This window comes from Actinomyces oricola (assembly GCF_004104015.1).
Classification (GTDB): domain Bacteria; phylum Actinomycetota; class Actinomycetes; order Actinomycetales; family Actinomycetaceae; genus Actinomyces; species Actinomyces oricola.
Genome location: NZ_RYFV01000018.1, coordinates 47,184 through 65,403, shown reverse-complemented (window position 1 = coordinate 65,403; position 18,220 = coordinate 47,184). Strand labels below are relative to the sequence as shown.

The following is an 18,220-nucleotide window of genomic DNA, read 5'->3' as shown; positions in this document are numbered from 1 at the left end:
TGGGTGTGTTGTTTGAGATCTCGATAGTGTGTCATGTTTTTTGTGCCTTTTTGTTGGGTTTGTGGTGCTGGGTTTTTGGCTGTGGTCCTGGGGTTGTTGTTCTGGGGTTGTGGTTGGGGGTCTGGTGTTGTGGGCCTGATGTTTTGTTTTGGTTTTGCCTGCCTTGTTTTGGTGGGTGGGGCTTGGTGATGGTTCTCTTTGTGGGACTGTTTTGTTGAATGATTCCTGCGTGTGGTGGGGCTGCCATGGTGTTTGGTGGTTTTGTTGTGTGTGGGGGTTGTTTGGTTTTGTTTGGAGAGTTTGATCCTGGCTCAGGACGAACGCTGGCGGCGTGCTTAACACATGCAAGTCGAACGGGCCGGCCCTTCTTTTTTGGGGGGTTGGTTGAGTGGCGAACGGGTGAGTAACACGTGAGTAACCTGCCCTCTTCTTCTGGATAACCGCATGAAAGTGTGGCTAATACGGGATATTCTGGTCTGCCTGCATGGGTGGGTTGGGAAAGATTCACTTTGGTGTTTTGGTGGGGGATGGGCTCGCGGCCTATCAGCTTGTTGGTGGGGTGATGGCCTACCAAGGCGGTGACGGGTAGCCGGCCTGAGAGGGTGGGCGGTCACACTGGGACTGAGATACGGCCCAGACTCCTACGGGAGGCAGCAGTGGGGGATATTGCACAATGGGCGGAAGCCTGATGCAGCGACGTCGCGTGAGGGATGGAGGCCTTCGGGTTGTGAACCTCTTTCGCCAGTGAAGTAGGTCTGCTCCTGTGTGGGTGGGTTGACGGTAGCTGGGTTTTTAAGAAGCGCCGGCTAACTACGTGCCAGCAGCCGCGGTGATACGTAGGGCGCGAGCGTTGTCCGGAATTATTGGGCGTAAAGGGCTTGTAGGCGGCTGGTCGCGTCTGCCGTGAAATCCTCTGGCTTAACTGGGGGTGTGCGGTGGGTACGGGTCGGCTTGAGTGCGGTAGGGGAGGCTGGAACTCCTGGTGTAGCGGTGGAATGCGCAGATATCAGGAAGAACACCGGTGGCGAAGGCGGGTCTCTGGGCCGTTACTGACGCTGAGGAGCGAAAGCGTGGGGAGCGAACAGGATTAGATACCCTGGTAGTCCATGCTGTAAACGTTGGGCACTAGGTGTGGGGGGCCTTTCCGGGTTTTCCGCGCCGTAGCTAACGCTTTAAGTGCCCCGCCTGGGGAGTACGGCCGCAAGGCTAAAACTCAAAGGAATTGACGGGGGCCCGCACAAGCGGCGGAGCATGCGGATTAATTCGATGCAACGCGAAGAACCTTACCAAGGCTTGACATGGGCTGGTTTGGTCTGGAGACAGGCCGTCCCTTTTTTTGGGGCTGGTTCACAGGTGGTGCATGGTTGTCGTCAGCTCGTGTCGTGAGATGTTGGGTTAAGTCCCGCAACGAGCGCAACCCTTGTCTCGTGTTGCCAGCATGTTGTGGTGGGGACTCGCGGGAGACTGCCGGGGTTAACTCGGAGGAAGGTGGGGATGACGTCAAATCATCATGCCCCTTATGTCTTGGGCTTCACGCATGCTACAATGGCCGGTACAGTGGGTTGCGATGTCGTGAGGCGGAGCGAATCCCTTAAAGCCGGTCTCAGTTCGGATCGGTGTCTGCAACTCGACACCGTGAAGTTGGAGTCGCTAGTAATCGCAGATCAGCAACGCTGCGGTGAATACGTTCTCGGGCCTTGTACACACCGCCCGTCACGTCATGAAAGTCGGCAACACCCGAAGCCCGTGGCCTTATGGGGAGCGGTCGAAGGTGGGGCTGGTGATTGGGACGAAGTCGTAACAAGGTAGCCGTACCGGAAGGTGCGGCTGGATCACCTCCTTTCTAGGGAGCCTAATAGCATCACCGCGATATTGATTGTCGTGTTGCTGCCATGATTGTTTGTTGTGGTGGGTGCCTGCATGCATGCGTGCGTGTGTGTGTGGGTGTTTGGTGGTGTTTTGTTGGGGTTGTTTTTGGGTGCGGGGAACGCGTCTGGCCCGTGGTCTTCATGCTTTGTTGTGTGGGGTGTGGGTTGGGTGTCCGTGTTTTGCGGGTGGCATGCTGTCGGGTTTTGGGGCAGTGCGCCCTGGTGCCTGGTTTCTCCTGATCTTGGGCCCACTATTTGCTGCTGTTTACTGCTGTTGTGGTTGTTGTGGTGGTGGTGGGTTTGGGTTTGGGGGGTGTGGGTGGGTTGGTTGTGAACTGTATAGTGGGCGTGAGCATCTTTGTTTTTTGTGTGTTTTGTTGTGGTTTGTTTTTTTGAGCGTTCGGTGGATGCCTTGGCATCAGGGGCCGATGAAGGACGTGGTGGTCTGCGATAAGCCTCGGGGAGCTGGCTGACGGGCTGTGATCCGAGGGTTTCCGAATGGGGGGACCTGGCGCGAGTTATGTCGTGTCACCTGCACTTGAATTGATAGGGTGTGGGGGGTTACGCGGGGAAGTGAAACATCTTAGTACCCGTAGGAGAGGATATTCTGTGAGTAGTGGCGAGCGAAAGCGGATGATGGTTAAACCGTGGTCGTGTGATACTCGGCAGGGGTTGCGGTTGCGGGGTTGTGGGGCGTGTCTTTTCCTTGTCTGCCGGCGGGGAGCGCAGTGATAAATCGTGGCTGGTAGCTGAACCCTTTGGGATGGGGGGCCGTAGTGGGTGAGAGTCCCGTAGGCGGAACTGGCTGGGCTGTGTGGGTGCGTGCCCTTGGTAGCACGGGGCTCGTGGAATCCTGTGTGAGTCTGCCAAGACCACTTGGCTGCCTGAATACTTCCTGATGACCGATAGCGGATAGTACCGTGAGGGAATGGTGAAAAGTACCCCGGGAGGGGAGTGAAAGAGTACCTGAAACCGGGCGCTTACGAGCCGTCAGAGCCCGCGCTTGCCCTCGTTGGGGGTGGGTGGGGGTGGTGGCGTGCCTTTTGAAGAATGAGCCTGCGAGTTAGGGCGTGTCGCGAGGTTAACCTGTTTGTGGGGTAGTCGTAGCGAAAGCGAGTCTGAAGTTTGAGGGCGTTTTAGTGGCGTGTTCTAGACCCGAAGCGGGGTGATCTACCCATGGCCAGGTTGAAGCACGTGTAAGAGCGTGTGGAGGACCGGACCCACCTAGGTTGAAAACTGGGGGGATGAGTTGTGGGTAGGGGTGAAAGGCCAATCAGACTCCGTGATAGCTGGTTCTCCCCGAAATGCATTTAGGTGCAGCGTTGCGTGGTTCCGGGCGGAGGTAGAGCTACTGGGTGGCTGATGGGCCTTACAGGGTTACTGACGTCAGCCAAACTCCGAATGCCGTCCGGGTGTAGCGTGGCAGTGAGACTGCGGGGGATAAGCTCCGTAGTCGAGAGGGAAACAGCCCAGATCGCCGGCTAAGGCCCCTAAGTGTGCGCTAAGTGGGAAAGGATGTGCGGTCGCGTAGACAACCAGGAGGTTGGCTTAGAAGCAGCCATCCTTGAAAGAGTGCGTAATAGCTCACTGGTCAAGTGGTCGTGCGCCGATAATGTAGCGGGGCTTAAGCGTACCGCCGAAGCCGCGGACCCCCTGGCACCTGGTTTGTGGGTGTGTTTGGGGGTGGTAGGGGAGCGTCCTGCATTGGGTGAAGCCTTTGGGGTGACCCGGGGTGGATGGTGTGGGAGTGAGAATGCAGGCATGAGTAGCGTTACTAGGGTGAGAAACCCTAGCGCCGAATGACCAAGGGTTCCAGGGCCAGGCTAGTCCGCCCTGGGTGAGTCGGGGCCTAAGGCGAGGCCGACAGGCGTAGTCGATGGATGACGGGTTGATATTCCCGTACCGGTGTAGTACCGACCATGCTGACGTGCGGGTGCTGACCCACGCTGCTGTCCATGTTGCTTCTCTGGTGCCTTTCGGGGTGCTGGTAGGGGTTGTGGGTGGTGGTCTGGGGACCCTCCGTGCTGGTAGGCAAGCGTGTTAACAGGGGTGACGCACAGTGGTAGCTTCCGCGGTCCTTATGGCTTGGGCCGTTCAAGCGCGCAGCCTGTCTCCTAGGTAAATCCGGGGGACCGCCGGTTGACCGGTGAATGGGTGAGGCGTGATGGTGACCCCACCGGGTGGTGGGGGATAGTAGGGTGATCCTGTGGTGCCGAGAAAAGCCTCGACGCGATGGTGCGAGCCGCCCGTACCCTAAACCGACACAGGTGGTCGGGCAGAGTATGCCTAGGCGTACGAGTGATTCATGGTTAAGGAACTCGGCAAAATGCCCCCGTAACTTCGGGAGAAGGGGGGCCTGATCCTTGAAGCCCCACTGCGGGCTAGGGGAGAGGGTCGCAGAGACCAGGGAGGAGCGACTGTTTACTAAAAACACAGGTCCGTGCGAAGCCGCAAGGCGATGTATACGGACTGACGCCTGCCCGGTGCTGGAAGGTTAAGAGGAGCCCTCAACCACGGATTAGTGGTGAAGGGGTGAGTTTAAGCCCCAGTAAACGGCGGTGGTAACTATAACCATCCTAAGGTAGCGAAATTCCTTGTCGGGTAAGTTCCGACCTGCACGAATGGCGTAACGACTTCTCCGCTGTCTCGACCATGAGCTCGGCGAAATTGCATTACGAGTAAAGATGCTCGTTTCGCGCAGAAGGACGGAAAGACCCCGGGACCTTTACTATAGCTTGGTATTGGCGTCCGCCATGGTTTGTGCAGGATAGGTGGGAGACCGTGATACTGCCGCGCTAGCGGTAGTGGAGTCGTTGTTGAGATACCACTCTGATTGTGGCGTGCGCCTGAACCTGGGCCCGTGATCCGGGTCAGGGACAGTGCCTGGTGGGTAGTTTAACTGGGGCGGTTGCCTCCTAAAGAGTAACGGAGGCGCTCAAAGGTTCCCTCGGCCTGGTCGGTAACCAGGTGTTGAGTGCAAGCGCACAAGGGAGCTTGACTGTGAGACTGACGGGTCGAGCAGGTACGAAAGTAGGAGCTAGTGATCCGGCGATCCCGTGTGGGTGGGTCGTCGCTCAACGGATAAAAGGTACCCCGGGGATAACAGGCTGATCCTGCCCAAGAGTCCATATCGACGGCATGGTTTGGCACCTCGATGTCGGCTCGTCGCATCCTGGGGCTGGAGCAGGTCCCAAGGGTTGGGCTGTTCGCCCATTAAAGCGGTACGCGAGCTGGGTTTAGAACGTCGTGAGACAGTTCGGTCCCTATCCTCTGCGCGCGCAGGAGACTTGAGAAGACCTGTCCCTAGTACGAGAGGACCGGGACGGACGAACCTCTGGTGTGTCAGTTGTCCCGCCAGGGGCATCGCTGATTAGCTACGTTCGGGACGGGTAACCGCTGAAAGCATCTAAGCGGGAAACCAACTTCAAGACCAGGTCTCCACAACCCCCAGGGGTTGGAAGGTCCCCAGCAGACCACTGGGTAGATAGACCAGACGTAGACAGCCCGCAAGGGCCACAAGCCGACTGGCACTAATAGACCAACACAAACCACACACAACACACAAAACACGCGAACACGCACGCGAGCGCGAGCCCGCTTGCGTATAGAACACGAGACAGCGCCCACTATACGGTCCACAACACAACCCACCCACCCAGACACACCACAAACACAACCAAACACCAAGCACACGCCACAAACACCAAACACACACGAAACCAAACACAAACACACGCGAAGCCAAGCACAAGCACGACACAGGCTAAAGGATGGGGTGTGTGGTCCGGTGGTCATAGCGGGAGGGACACGCCCGGACCCATCACCGAACCCGGCAGCTAAGACTCCCAGCGCCCATGGTACTGCACACAACACCGTGCGGGAGAGTAAGACACCGCCGAACCACACACCCCAAAACACACAAAACACGTACCGCACATGATCGGCGGTCTTTTACGCCCCCTTTCGCCAGGCGATCTCGCTTCGCCGCGGTTCGGGGCGTCGTTCTGTTGGGGCGATCAAACGCGACAACCACGAACCCGGACCTTCGAACCACCCCAAACACGCCACCATACGAGACCATGGTGAACGTGACTAGTCGAGGCCGCCGTGGCTTCCCCTTGTTGACGCCGTGGCGGCGTTTCCTGAATCTCAGGAAGATCGGTCGGGACCTGGTCGGCCAGAGAAAGGCCACGGGCCGGAAAAGTGCGCCGGCCGATTCCGCTTCGGTTCCAGGGCCTCTAGATTACACAGGCCAAACCTGGAGGCGTCCGCGCTCCGTCAGCCGGCAGCTGCGGGCGCGGATACTGGAGTTGTGAATCAGATCCACGAGGGCAGCAGCATGTGCCATTTCCAGAACTCGTAACTCACTGTCTGCCCGGTCCACAGCGGCCACCACAGGGCTGCGAACACGATTGCTGCGCTCACCACGACGCTCATGAGCACGACGCCCTCGCCGTGGACCCGCCACGATGGGACCCCCGTCCACGCTTCGGGGATCCGCAGGCGAGTCGGCTGTAGGCCGAAGCCAAGAAAGGTGCCCACAGGGCCGCGAGGATGCACCTTGCCCTCTCCGATCTGCTGCGCCTCCAGCGCCTCCTGCTCCGCAAGGGCCGCCCGTGAGCCGGGCACGGGCGCCAGTATCCCGGCCCCAAGGCCCAACGCCAGAACGAGGGTGAGGACAACGAAAGGAACGAAGGCCACGGTGTAGAAGGAGAAAATCGTGCGGTCGTAGTACAGGAACCATGGCAGGTACAGGCCCACATAGCCGATTAACGCCACCCAGGCCCGCCAGTCCCTTCGCACAATAGCCATGCCCACGAGCACAACCCCCAGGGCGACTAGGGCCGACCACCACACCGGGATATTGCCAATGGAGGTAATCGCCTGGACGCAGCGCTCACTTCCGCACGAGGCACCGCGCATCTCCTCCTCGGAGGGCCAGTAGAAGGAAGTGGGTCGCCACTGAACCAGCCACCCGATCGGCTTGGACATGTAGGGGTGCGGTGAGTCCAGGCTCACATGGAAGGAGTACATGGACAGGTGGTACTCCAACAGATCGTTGAGCGGATCCGGTAGCCAGGAGCGGGGCACGGTGCCAGTGGCGGCGCGCTGGGCCGCCGCCCACCCGCGCTTGTAAGCGTCGTCGTGCATGAACCAGGAGAACCAGCCGGCCACATACACCAGGAAGGCCACCGGCACCAGCCGGATGAAGTCGCCGAAGCCCCGCGAGACCACGCCCTCAAGGAGCCACGCCTTGGCCTGGACACGGCGCAGCGCCAGCGTGTCCCAGACGACCACGAGCACGCCAATAGCGGCCAGCAGATACAGGCCGGACCACTTCACTGAGCAGCACAGGCCCAGAGTGACCCCGGTAGCGATAAGCCAGGGGCGCACATGCGCCTTGGACGCCAGATGCCCGGGCGGGGTCCCCGCCAAATCCGCGGCCAGGCACGCCCGCGACCACTGACGGTCCCTCACCATGAAATAGACCGACAAGGTGGCGAAGAAACCAATGAGCACATCAAGCAGCCCAATGCGGGATTCAGTGATCCCAACGCCGTCAATAGCCAGCAGGAACCCGGCCAGGCCCGCCAGCAGCGGGGATTTGGTCAGGCGCATAGTGAGGCGGGCCAGCAGAATCACCGTGGCCACACCGGTCAGAGCGGGCACGAGGCGCCATCCCAGGGAGGACTGCGGCCCCAGCAGGGCAGTGCCCAAGCCCAGCAGCCACTTGCCCAGCTGCGGGTGGACCACGTAGCTGGGGTTGGTGCCCAGGGTGGAGACGTCCCCCATGGGGAAGAGCTGGTCGGCGCCCTCAGCCCAGGTGGCCTCATACCCCAGGTGCCATAGGGAGTAGGCGTCCTTCACGTAGTAAATCTCATCAAAGACGAGGGTGTGGGGGTGGCTCAGGCCCCAGAAGCGCGTCAAGGCGGCAATGAGACCGGCCACGGCGGTCACGATCCAGCCGCGCAGCCGCACCGCTGCGGGCAAGGTCCATCCCAGAGGCTCCAACCCCAGCATCTCGCGCAGCTGATCCTGGGTGCGGGGCGCCTGCGCCTCAGCTACCTCGGGCGTCCCCGTTTGGAGTGCGTCAACCGCTTCAGCCGGCACGGAGGGCGCCGTCCACCCTTCGATGGGCAGGGCCTGCTCCTCCTGGCCCGGTGAAGGGGCCGGCATGGGTGGCTGTTCTGTGAATGGTTCGTCATCCATAGGCTGTGCTGCAGAGTCGATCACACTAGTGAGTCTAGAGGGCAAGTCCATACTGGAAGCATGAGTGAGGCCATTCTTCCCCAGCCCAGTGCCGTGTCAATGTCGGATCCGGGGTGCCCCACTGAGAAGCCGGGGCCCTATATTCCGCGGCCGGGCACCATTGTTCTGTCCGCCACCCCCATTGGAAATGTCGGCGACGCTTCGGCGCGTCTGTGCCAGGCTTTGGAGCACGCCGATCTCATTGCCGCAGAGGACACCCGCCGTCTGCTCAATCTCGCTGGGCGCCTGGGCATCCAGGTCACCGGCCGCCTCACCGCCCTCCACGAGCACAATGAGCGCGACAAGGCCCATGAGCTCATTGAAGCCGCCCGTGAAGGCCGGAGCATTGTCGTGGTCTGCGACGCCGGGATGCCACTGGTCTCGGATCCCGGCTATCGGCTGGTGTCCGCGGCCGCTCAGGCCGGGGTACCGGTAAGTGCCATTCCGGGGCCCTCGGCGGCGCTCACCGCCCTGGTCCTGTCCGGGTTGGCCTCTGATCGTTTCTGCTTCGAGGGTTTCGTGCCCCGCAAGGACGGGCAGCGGCGCCGGGCTCTGACAGCGCTGGCTGAGGAGACGCGCACCATGATCTTCTTCGAGTCCCCTCGCCGCGTGCACCGGACTCTCCAGTCCATGGTTGAGGTCTTCGGGGCGCAGCGCCCGGCGGCCCTGTGCCGTGAGCTGACCAAGACGCACGAGGAGATCCGCCGGGCCACCCTGGGCGAACTCGCCCAGGCCACGGCCGGGGAGGTCCTGGGAGAGATCGTGCTGGTGGTCGCCGGCGCCTCGACGGGCGGAGCCGACCCGCAGCAGGCGGCCCGCCAGGCCCTGGCCCTGGCCGACGGCGGCATGCGGCTCAAGGCTGCGGCCTCCCGGGTGGCCCAGGACCGGGGGCTGCGGCCCAACGAGATCTACCGCCAGGCCCTGGCCCTGCGTTCGACGACGGAACTAGGCTGAGCACTATGACCGTGACAGCGCCTGCGCTCCGTGCCCTCATTATCGTTGATGTTCAGCCGACCTTCTGCGAGGGCGGCGCTCTGCCCGTGACCGGCGGCAACGCCGTCGCCCAACGGATTGCGGACTTCGCCGCAGCACACCGCGGCGCCTACAAACTCGTGGTTACCACCCAGGACTGGCACATAAACCCGGGTGACCATTTCTCCGCCGAGCCCGACTTCATCAACACCTGGCCTCCCCACGGCGTGGCTGGAACCCCGGAGGCGGCCCTCCACCCCGCTTTGTCCGAGCTGGAGGCGGATCTGGCGGTCCGCAAGGGGCAGTACTCGGCCGCCTACTCGGGATTCGAGGGAACGGTGCAGGACGGCACCGGCCTTGACGAGGCGCTGCGCGCCCATGGGATCACGGCCCTGGACATTGTCGGGCTGGCCGAGTCCCACTGCGTGAAGGAAACCGCCCTGGACGGCAGGCGCTTAGGGTACCGGGTGCGTGTACTCACTGACCTGACTGAGCCAGTCCGCCCCGAGCTGGGTGCGGCGGCCCGCGCCGAACTCGACGAGGCCGGCGTGGAGCTCATTGACTCCACCGATCTGTGAACCTGTAGAAGAGGCCCGCCAAGGCGCTCCGGCGGCCTTGGCGGACGCGGGCCGCCGCTGGCCGCCGCTGGCCGGCTCCGGTGACTTTGGTGGTTCACGGGTGCGGCAGCGGTCCGCGAATGCAGTAGCGGACCGCGGGCGCGGCATGACGGTATGAGGACCGCAGGCGGGTTGGTTCCCGCGGCCCTAGTCGCCGCGGGCGCCACCGGCTGGCGGCGGCATCGGCCGGTAGACCACCTGCTGGGGGGCGATTCCATATCCGCCGGAGGACGCCGACTGGGCTGATGGCGGCACGGGGCCCGACTGGGCGGACTGAGCAACAGGACCGGATTGGGCGGACTGGGCGTAGGAACCCGACTGGGCGGATTGGGCGTAGGAACCCGACTGGGCTCCCGGGGCCGATGGAACCGCCTGCCCCGGGGTGCCGGGCACCACTGGCTGCACGGGGATCGGCCCGGATGGCGTGGGCCCGGAGGCGGCGCTAAGGGCACCCGGGTAGGAGAACTGCTGGTGTGCTCCGGTCCAGGGGGCGGCTGCCGCCTGGACCCCCATCGGCGCGCCTGGCCCGGGTGCTTGATGGTTCGCGAGCTGGGAGACGAGTATCCGGGCGCGCTTGCGGCGTCGGACGAGCAGCCAGACGGAGCCGGCGATGAGCACGCCGGCATTAATGGGCATGAGCGGCATGCTGAAGAAGAACAGCAGGCGCGCTGTTTCCCGTCCGGGTGCGGTGTCCGACAGATTGATCCTCACCGGGTGCGCACTGGTGCAGGCCACCTTGTAGGTGCCGGCGAACGTGGAGGTGAAGACCAGCTGCTCCGGAGGGGTCTTAGCGCTGGTCCTAGGGCTGCGCTGGACCGAGACCTTGGAGTCGGCGGGGGAGCGGACTGTGCAGGAGATGTACTTGTCATCGGAGTAGAACCCGTAGGTCGTGTCCTCCAGGAGGGTCAGGTTCGTGGACTCGCCGTTACTGGGCACATTGACGTAATGGTCCTCGTTAATAGAGCCCATCGACTCGGTGACGAAGAACAGGATCAGGCACAGAATAAGGCCGACGCCGCCGATGACTGTCATGATGAGCGGCCCCTTGAGGGATGGCAGGGGGCGTCCGACTGTGCTGGAGGGCTGGAAAACTGTGCTGGAGGGCTGGAAGGTGTGAACGGGCTCCCCCGCCGCGGCCCACTGGCCGTGCGGTGAGGGCGATGATCCGGGGTAAGGGCTCCAACTTGTCACGGGCGCATCTCCGAAGTCATGGCGTGGGCCAGGACCCCTGGCCGGGGCCGGTGGAACCGGAGGAGGCCACCTGCGCCAGGAGGGCCTTCTTATTGGAGGACTTGCGCACGGCCAGCCAGATGCTGCCCGCCACCAGCAGGGGCAGGCCGACGGTTCCGCAAAGGCCCCCGAGGAGGAAGAGGATCGTACTGGAGAAGATCTCAGTCCCCATGGTCTTACCAACGAACACCGAAGCGTTCCCATCGGTGCTGCAGGTGATGGTGTGCTCTCCCGCCTCAGTGGGAGTGAAGGTATCGACTATGGGGATGTCGTTGATCTCGAGGCCGTTGGAGGGCCACAGTTGGACGTCCTGGCCCGAGGGGCTGGTCACCGTGCAAAAGGGGGAGCCGGAGCTGTAGAGGCCGTACGTGGACGTTTCCAGCGTGGCGGTGACGGTGCCGTTGGCCTGGATCGCGGACATGGAGCCGGTGATGGAGGTAATGGTGGCGACCGATATCGCTGTCGCCGCAATGGCCATCACGGTCAGGACAGCGCCGGCAATGGCCATAATCGCGGGCCCCTTGAGGCTCTTGACGGCTTGGGGGGGCCGCCCACCCGCGTACGGGCCCCCGCTGTAAGGGGCTCCGCTGTAAGGGGCTCCGCTGTAAGGGGCTCCGCTGTAAGGGGCCCCGGTGGCCGGACCCGCGTACGGCCCGCCCCCGGGTGCGCCCGCGTAGGGGGCTCCGGTGTACGGGGCGCCCCCGGGGGTGCCCGTGTATGGCGCCCCCGGATAGGCGCCGGGAGCGCTGTAAGGGGGGCCAGGCGTGGACGGGACCTGCTGCATGGTGACCTCTCGGGCGATGGCGGCGCGGACCGCTGTGACGGCTGAGGGAAGGGGCCCTCGGGGAGAAGAACCCATCTGAGGAACAGGATACGGCTTGACGTGACCATACGGGCACGGGCCCGCCGAACCGATAAGCTGCCCCCCATGAGCCACATCCTCTCCGCGGTCGCCTGGCCCTACGCCAACGGGCCGCGCCACATCGGTCACGTCGCCGGCTTCGGTGTCCCCTCCGACGTCTTCTCCCGCTACATGCGCATGGCGGGTCACGATGTCCTCATGGTCTCAGGCACCGACGAGCACGGCACCCCGATCCTGGTGGCCGCCGACGAGGAAGGGGTGAGCGCCCGCGAGCTGGCCGATCGCAATAACCGGCTCATTGTGGAGGACCTGGTCGCCCTGGGCCTGTCCTACGACCTATTCACCCGCACCACCGCCGGCAACCACTACCACGTTGTCCAGGACATGTTCCGCACTGTGCGCGACAACGGCTACATGGTCCAGCAGGTCACCCGCTCGGCCATCTCCCCATCCACCGGGCGCACCCTGCCCGACCGCTACATTGAGGGGACCTGTCCCATCTGCGGGGCCGCCGGGGCCCGCGGCGACCAGTGCGACACCTGCGGCAACCAGCTCGACCCCACTGACCTGGTCAACCCGCGCTCGCGGATTAACGGCGAGACCCCCGCCTTCGTGGATTCCACCCACTGGTTCCTCGACCTGCCCGCGCTCGCACAGGCCCTGGGCGAGTGGCTTCACGAGCGCGAGGCCTCCGGCACCTGGCGGCCCAATGTCATCAAGTTCTCGCAGAACCTCTTAGAGGACATTCGCCCGCGCGCCATGACCCGCGACATTGACTGGGGCATCCCCGTCCCCGGATGGGAGGACCAGCCTTCCAAACGGCTCTACGTGTGGTTCGACGCCGTCGTCGGCTACCTGTCGGCTTCTATCGAGTGGGCGCGGCGCAGCGGGGACCCCGAGGCCTGGCGCCAGTGGTGGAACGACCCGCAGGCCCTGTCCTACTACTTCATGGGCAAGGACAACATTGTTTTCCACTCCCAGATCTGGCCGGCCGAACTCCTGGGCTACAACGGCCAGGGCGGCCGCGGGGGCGGCCCCGGGGATCTGGGCGTCCTCAACCTGCCCACCGAAGTGGTCTCAAGCGAATTCTTAACCATGGAGGGCAAGAAATTCTCCTCCTCCCACGGCATTGTCATCTATGTGCGCGACTTCCTGTCCCGCTACCAGGCTGACGCCCTGCGCTACTTCATTTGCGCGGCCGGCCCTGAGACCGCCGACGCCGACTTCACCTGGGCGGAGTTCGTGCGCCGCACCAATGGAGAACTCGTCGCCGGGTGGGGGAACCTGGTCAATCGCACCGCCTCCATGATTCACAAGCGCTTCGGGGCCATCCCCGCCCCCGGCGAGCTCCAGGACATCGACCGCGCCCTGCTGGCGTCCGTCGAGGCCGGCTACAGCGCGGTGGGCGACCTCATTCGCCACCACCGCCAGAAGGCGGCCCTGGCCGAAGCCATGCGGCTGGTGGGTGAGGCCAATAAGTACGTCGCGGACACCGAGCCCTTCAAGCTCAAGGGGCAGGATCCGGCCACCCAGGAGCGCCTGGCCACGGTCCTGCACACCCTGGCCCAGGCGGTGACCGACCTCAACCTCATGCTCTCCCCCTTCCTGCCCCACGCCGCCAACGCCGTCGACCGCGTCATGGGCGGGGACGGACGGATCGCGCCCATGCCCCGCATTGAGGAGGTCCGCGAACTCGACCCCCAGGTCCTGCCCGAGGCCCTGGCCGACCGCGACAGTTACCCGGTCATTGTGGGCGACTACTCCACCGCCCCCAGTTGGGGCCGCCACCAGATCACCGCCGGCACCCCGGTGGGCAAGCCCGCCCCCGTGTTCGCCAAGCTCGACGAGGCCATTGTCGAGGCCGAGCTGGCCCGCTACACCGACGCCATCCCCGACGACGTCACTGGGGCCTGAGACGCCGGCCCGCCACAGCGCTGCTGTTTCACGACACAGATGGCGCCCCATCACCAGGCGCCCCGCTCCGGGCGATGGCGCCGTACAGCCGCCCGAGGAGGACTCATGAGCCGTACCAGGCGCTCCTGGCCGCCGGCCGACGCCGAGGCGCCCCTGGCCGTCCCGGTCACCGACAACCACACCCACCTGCCCGTCCCCGGCCGGTCCGAGACCGACCCCGAGTCATTGGAGTCATTGAGCGCCGCCCAACTCGTGCAGCGCGCCAAGGCGGTGGGCGTGACCGCTCTGATCACGTCGGCCTGCGAAACCACTACCTGGGAGCCCAGCCTCGCCCTGGCCCGCACCCTGCCGGCCGTGCGCGTCGCCCTGGCGGTCCACCCCAATGAGGCGGTCCTCCACGCCGGTGTCCGCGAGGTGGGGCCAGACGGCCTGACCCCACGGGTCGAGCCCCACCACGACGAGCCGCTTCCGGAGGCTCTGAACCGCCTGGAGGCCCTGGTGCGCTCCAACCGCGACCTCGTCGTGGCCGTGGGGGAGTCCGGCCTGGACTTCTTCCGCACCGGTGAGCGCGGCGCCCGGGCGCAGAGGGACGCTTTCCGCGCCCACATCGCCCTGGCCAAGGAGCTCGGCCTGCCCCTGCAGATCCACGACCGCGATGCCCACGAGGCCTGCGTCGAGGTGCTCTTGGCCGACGGCGCTCCCGAGCGCACCGTTTTCCACTGCTTCAGCGGCGGAACCGCCCTGGCCGCGGTGTGCGCCGAGCAGGGCTGGTACGCCTCGGTGGCCGGGCCGGTCACGTACCCCTCCAACCGCGAGCTGCGCCGGGCCCTGGCCTCCCTGCCGCCCCAGCTGCTCCTCGTGGAGACTGACGCCCCCTACCTGCCCCCAAAGCCGTGGCGCGGGCGCCCCAACGCCTCCTATCTCATGCCCGCCACAGTGCGCTTTTTGGCCGGGATGCTCGGCCAGGCCGAGGAGCACCTGTGCGCGCGGCTGCAAAGCAATACCGAGCAGGTCTACGGCTCCTGGTGACCAGGCCCGTCCCGAATGCAGGACCCGTCCCGAATGCAGGACCCGTCCCGAATGCAGGACCCGTCCCGAATGCAGGACCCGTCCCGAATGCAGGACGACGACGCGCGAAAGACAACAGATACCTGTACAATGCCCGCTCGGGCTGGTTTTGCGACCGGACGGACGAGTTTCGTGCCCGAAGTGTGTACCTGCGCACAGCTGTCCGAACTGTGAGTACGTGCATAGTCGACTGCTCGGCCAATCGACTACCGTGAAGGGCGATCGCCGAACGAAGGATTGTGACAGTGGGTCGACACTCCCAGAGCAGCTCCCTGAGCACCACGCTGGTTGAGCTCGGGGCCCTTGCCTCCATGAGCCGTAATGCGACCACGCACGGGCGTCGCCGTGCCGAGGGGCCAGCGCAGACCGCGGTGACCCCCACGCTCTACCGCGCCGGGGGCGTGGCCGCAGCCCTGTCCCTGGCCGTATCCGGCGGCGCCTACGCCGCTACCCAGGTTTCCGGCTCCGACATTGAGCCCCTGGGCAATGGATCGGACGCCATGGGCGCCATTGGCTCGCCCTCGCCGGCCTCAGAGGAGTCCGAGGGCCTGATCGTCCAGGGCGAGGCTCTTGAGGTTTCCACCATGACCGAGGAGTCCACTGAGGCTTACACCACGGTCTACAAGGAGACGACGGCGCTCGCCGAGGGCGAGACCAAGGTCGAGACCGCCGGCGTCAACGGTGTGAGTCGCACCACCTACCAGGTGACCTCGCAGGGCGGCACGGAGATCTCGCGCGAGGCCATTTCCGCGGTGACCGTGTCCGCGAGGGTTGACGAGGTGGTGCTGGTGGGCACCGGCTCCACTCAGGAGGTCGCGGTCGCCAGCGCCGGGGATGGCACGACGCCGGAGTCCGCCAAGGCCGTGGCCCAGGCGATGATGGCCTCTCACGGCTGGGGCGACGACCAGTTCTCCTGCCTGGTGAGCCTGTGGACGCGCGAGTCGGGCTGGAACTACCAGGCCGAGAACCCCTCCTCGGGCGCCTACGGCATCCCCCAGGCCCTGCCCGGCTCCAAGATGTCCTCTGTGGCCTCGGACTGGGCCACCAACCCGGTCACCCAGATCACCTGGGGGCTGCAGTACATTGCCGGGCGCTACGGCAGCCCGTGCAGCGCCTGGGCTCACTCGGAGTCCACCGGCTGGTACTGATCTCCCTGCGCGCCTCCCGCTCCATACGGGCCCTTTACGGGCTCGCGCCCCTCAAGGGGCCGGTCAGCGGGGAGGCTCCGCCCAGGCGCTGGGGTTCGACCCCAGCGCGCGGGCTCCGCACGGGCGCGTCGCTCATCCGCCTCGGCGCCTATCGCCGTGGCGGGACAGCATCTTGGCGGGACGGCTCAGAACGCGCGAGGCCCGCCTTGGCGCGCGGCGTCGCGATCGCGCCGCGGCGACAGCGCCCGGGAACGGGGCGCATCCTCCACACGCGCATGCGCGGCTCATGGCGGGAGGGCGCACGTGACCTTTTCCATGTTCCCCTGGGCACAATTCTTCCGATACGGTAGGGCGGCCGCTGACGGAAGGAATCGCATCGTGGGTGACGTGGGCGCCGCAAACCTGGACAACGAAGTCGAGGGTGCGATGAACGCGCCCGGCCGCCCGGACCGCAGCGGCTGGCGCCGTCTTAAGTCGCGGGTGAGTCCGGCGCTCATGCGCGCCAGCGGGATTGCGGTGGGCCTGTCCCTGGCGGTCTCGGGAGGCAGCTACGCCGCGGTGCAGATGGCCGGCGGCGCGCGGCCCACGACCTTCGCCTCAGAGTCCGAGCTCACCGCTATTGGTGCGGCGCGGGGCGGCAACTCAGCCCTTGACCAGGACTCCGGCGCGGGGCTGGCGGTAGGGGGCGATTCCTCCACGACCGTCATTGAGACTGTTGATGAGACCCAGGCCCACGGTCAGGTCCAGCAGGAGAGCGCCGACCTGGCGGCCGGAGAGACCAAAGTCCAGACCGAGGGCGTCGACGGGTTGACGCGCACCACCTATCGCGTGGTCCGCAACGGCGACCAGGAGATCTCCCGCGAAGTGGTCTCCGTGGTCGTCACCCCTGCGGTCGATGAGGTTGTCCTGGTGGGAACCGCCTCCAGCGCTTCGGGCTCCGGGTCCGGGTCGGGGTCGGGATCGGGCTCCGCCGCCCCGCCGAGCTCCGCCGCCCCGGGCACCCCGGCCGCAGAGGCGCAGGCCATCGCCAAGACGCAGATCGCCGGCTACGGCTGGGGTGAGGACGAGTTCAACTGCCTGGTGAGTCTGTGGAACAAGGAGTCCGGCTGGTCCACCACCGCGGGCAACCCCTCGGGCGCCTACGGCATCCCCCAGGCCCTGCCCGGCTCCAAGATGGCCGCCTTCGGCGATGACTGGCAGACCAGTGCCAGCACCCAGATTGCCTGGGGCCTGTCCTATATCTCTGGTCGCTACTCCACCCCCTGCGGCGCCTGGTCGCACTTCCAATCCAACGGCTGGTACTGAGCGCCGCACCCCAGGCGGGGTGCCGCAATGGCGGCGGCGGCGCCCGCTACGCTGAGGCCATGCCCAACACCATCGCGCCCTCCGAGCAAGGCCCGGCCGGCACCGGCCTGCTGGGGCCCACGCAGGTGCGCGACCTATCGACGGCCCTGGGCATTCGTCCCACCAAGGCCCTGGGGCAGAACTTCGTCCACGACGCCGGCACGGTGCGCCGTATTGCCCGCTACGCGGGAGTCCAACCCGGTGAGACCGTCCTGGAGATCGGGCCCGGACTGGGGTCCCTGACCTTGGCCCTCCTGGAGACCGGGGCGAACGTGGTCGCCGTCGAGATCGACCCCCTGCTGGCCCGTGCCCTACCGGTGACGGTCGCCGACCGCATGGAGCGGGCCGCCGGGCGCCTCCACGTGGTGTGCGCGGACGCCCTGACCATTACCGGCCCCCAGGCGCTGCACCTGGCGCAGGACGCCCCCCAACCCACCAGATTGGTCGCCAACCTGCCCTATAACGTTGCCGTCCCGGTGCTCCTGACCCTCCTGGCCGCCCTGCCCGGTCTGGTCAGCGCCACCGTTATGGTCCAGGCGGAGGTCGCCGACCGCCTCGCCGCGCCCCCGGGCTCACGCACCTACGGCATCCCCAGCGCCAAGACCGCCTGGTACGCCGCGGCCCGCCGCGGCCCCACCATTGGCCGCACCGTCTTCTGGCCGGCGCCCAATGTCGACTCCGCCCTGGTCGAACTCACCCGCCGCACCCCTCCGGCCACCACCGCCACCCGCGAGCAGGTTTTCGCCGTCGTCGACGCTGCTTTCGCCCAGCGCCGCAAGACCCTGCGCAAGGCGCTCGCCCCTTTGGCGGGCAGTCCCGAGCGGGCCGAGGCCGCCATCCGCGCCGCCGGCATTGACCCCGGGCTGCGCGGGGAGAGGCTTGACATCCGTGCCTTCGCCGCACTCGCCCAGGAGTTAGCAACCCTGTCCGCGCCCGCCCAGGAGTAGC

10 protein-coding genes and 3 rRNA genes are annotated in these 18,220 nt (G+C 65.3%); 10 read left to right on the top strand and 3 right to left on the bottom strand.

Annotated features, from left to right (window positions below):
• Positions 1-288 precede the first annotated feature (288 nt).
• From EUC46_RS08350 to rrf, 3 genes are all read left to right on the top strand, one after another.
• A 16S ribosomal RNA gene (locus EUC46_RS08350) occupies positions 289-1,843 on the top strand.
• A gap of 405 nt (positions 1,844-2,248) precedes the next feature.
• A 23S ribosomal RNA gene (locus EUC46_RS08345) occupies positions 2,249-5,421 on the top strand.
• Between the two features lie 230 nt (positions 5,422-5,651).
• A 5S ribosomal RNA gene (gene rrf, locus EUC46_RS08340) occupies positions 5,652-5,769 on the top strand.
• Together the 16S, 23S and 5S rRNA genes form the textbook arrangement of a ribosomal RNA operon.
• A 416-nt stretch (positions 5,770-6,185) precedes the next feature.
• Here rrf and EUC46_RS08335 read toward each other — a convergent pair.
• Positions 6,186-8,045, bottom strand: a complete 1,860-nt coding sequence (locus EUC46_RS08335) for a dolichyl-phosphate-mannose--protein mannosyltransferase (RefSeq protein ID WP_164918791.1) — start codon at positions 8,043-8,045, stop codon at positions 6,186-6,188.
• A 93-nt stretch (positions 8,046-8,138) separates the two neighbouring features.
• Here EUC46_RS08335 and rsmI point away from each other — a divergent pair, with 93 nt between their 5' ends.
• On the top strand, positions 8,139-9,071 hold the full coding sequence (rsmI, locus tag EUC46_RS08330) for a 16S rRNA (cytidine(1402)-2'-O)-methyltransferase (protein ID WP_128773708.1): 933 nt from the start codon (positions 8,139-8,141) through the stop codon (positions 9,069-9,071).
• A gap of 5 nt (positions 9,072-9,076) precedes the next feature.
• Positions 9,077-9,667 carry an isochorismatase family protein gene (locus EUC46_RS08325; protein ID WP_128773707.1) on the top strand — a complete coding sequence of 197 codons (591 nt, stop codon included), beginning with the start codon at positions 9,077-9,079 and terminating at the stop codon, positions 9,665-9,667.
• Positions 9,668-9,853: 186 nt separating this feature from the next.
• Here the strand turns inward: EUC46_RS08325 and EUC46_RS08320 are convergent, their stop codons facing one another.
• Together EUC46_RS08320 and EUC46_RS08315 are read right to left on the bottom strand one after the other, a co-directional pair.
• Positions 9,854-10,738 (bottom strand): hypothetical protein, encoded by an 885-nt coding sequence (locus EUC46_RS08320; RefSeq protein WP_128773706.1) that lies wholly within the window; start codon positions 10,736-10,738, stop codon positions 9,854-9,856.
• 175 nt (positions 10,739-10,913) lie between these two features.
• On the bottom strand, positions 10,914-11,444 hold the full coding sequence (locus EUC46_RS08315; RefSeq protein WP_128773705.1) for a hypothetical protein: 531 nt from the start codon (positions 11,442-11,444) through the stop codon (positions 10,914-10,916).
• Positions 11,445-11,864: 420 nt separating this feature from the next.
• Here EUC46_RS08315 and metG point away from each other — a divergent pair, with 420 nt between their 5' ends.
• The 5 genes from metG to rsmA all read left to right on the top strand — a co-directional run bounded on the left by metG (position 11,865) and on the right by rsmA (position 18,219).
• The gene (gene metG, locus EUC46_RS08310; RefSeq protein ID WP_128773704.1) at positions 11,865-13,712 is read left to right on the top strand and encodes a methionine--tRNA ligase; all 1,848 of its coding nucleotides are present in this window, start codon (positions 11,865-11,867) and stop codon (positions 13,710-13,712) included.
• 105 nt (positions 13,713-13,817) lie between these two features.
• Positions 13,818-14,741, top strand: a complete 924-nt coding sequence (locus EUC46_RS08305) for a TatD family hydrolase (RefSeq protein WP_128773703.1) — start codon at positions 13,818-13,820, stop codon at positions 14,739-14,741.
• 284 nt (positions 14,742-15,025) lie between these two features.
• A complete protein-coding gene (locus EUC46_RS08295) occupies positions 15,026-15,928 on the top strand; it encodes an aggregation-promoting factor C-terminal-like domain-containing protein (RefSeq protein WP_128773701.1) in 903 nt (300 codons plus the stop codon).
• 378 nt (positions 15,929-16,306) lie between these two features.
• Positions 16,307-17,233, top strand: a complete 927-nt coding sequence (locus EUC46_RS08290; protein ID WP_241655490.1) for a G5 domain-containing protein — start codon at positions 16,307-16,309, stop codon at positions 17,231-17,233.
• Between the two features lie 59 nt (positions 17,234-17,292).
• A complete protein-coding gene (gene rsmA, locus EUC46_RS08285; RefSeq protein WP_128773700.1) occupies positions 17,293-18,219 on the top strand; it encodes a 16S rRNA (adenine(1518)-N(6)/adenine(1519)-N(6))-dimethyltransferase RsmA in 927 nt (308 codons plus the stop codon).
• Position 18,220 lies beyond the last annotated feature (1 nt).

What these genes read in the sequence shown, in the direction of transcription:
- metG (WP_128773704.1), top strand. Translation starts at nt 11,865, where the DNA reads ATGAGCCACATCCTCTCCGCGGTCGCCTGGCCCTACGCCAACGGGCCG.
- EUC46_RS08320 (WP_128773706.1), bottom strand. Translation starts at nt 10,738, where the DNA reads ATGACAGTCATCGGCGGCGTCGGCCTTATTCTGTGCCTGATCCTGTTC.
- EUC46_RS08315 (WP_128773705.1), bottom strand. Translation starts at nt 11,444, where the DNA reads ATGGCCATTGCCGGCGCTGTCCTGACCGTGATGGCCATTGCGGCGACA.
- EUC46_RS08325 (WP_128773707.1), top strand. Translation starts at nt 9,077, where the DNA reads ATGACCGTGACAGCGCCTGCGCTCCGTGCCCTCATTATCGTTGATGTT.
- rsmI (WP_128773708.1), top strand. Translation starts at nt 8,139, where the DNA reads ATGAGTGAGGCCATTCTTCCCCAGCCCAGTGCCGTGTCAATGTCGGAT.
- EUC46_RS08305 (WP_128773703.1), top strand. Translation starts at nt 13,818, where the DNA reads ATGAGCCGTACCAGGCGCTCCTGGCCGCCGGCCGACGCCGAGGCGCCC.
- rsmA (WP_128773700.1), top strand. Translation starts at nt 17,293, where the DNA reads ATGCCCAACACCATCGCGCCCTCCGAGCAAGGCCCGGCCGGCACCGGC.
- EUC46_RS08335 (WP_164918791.1), bottom strand. Translation starts at nt 8,045, where the DNA reads ATGCCGGCCCCTTCACCGGGCCAGGAGGAGCAGGCCCTGCCCATCGAA.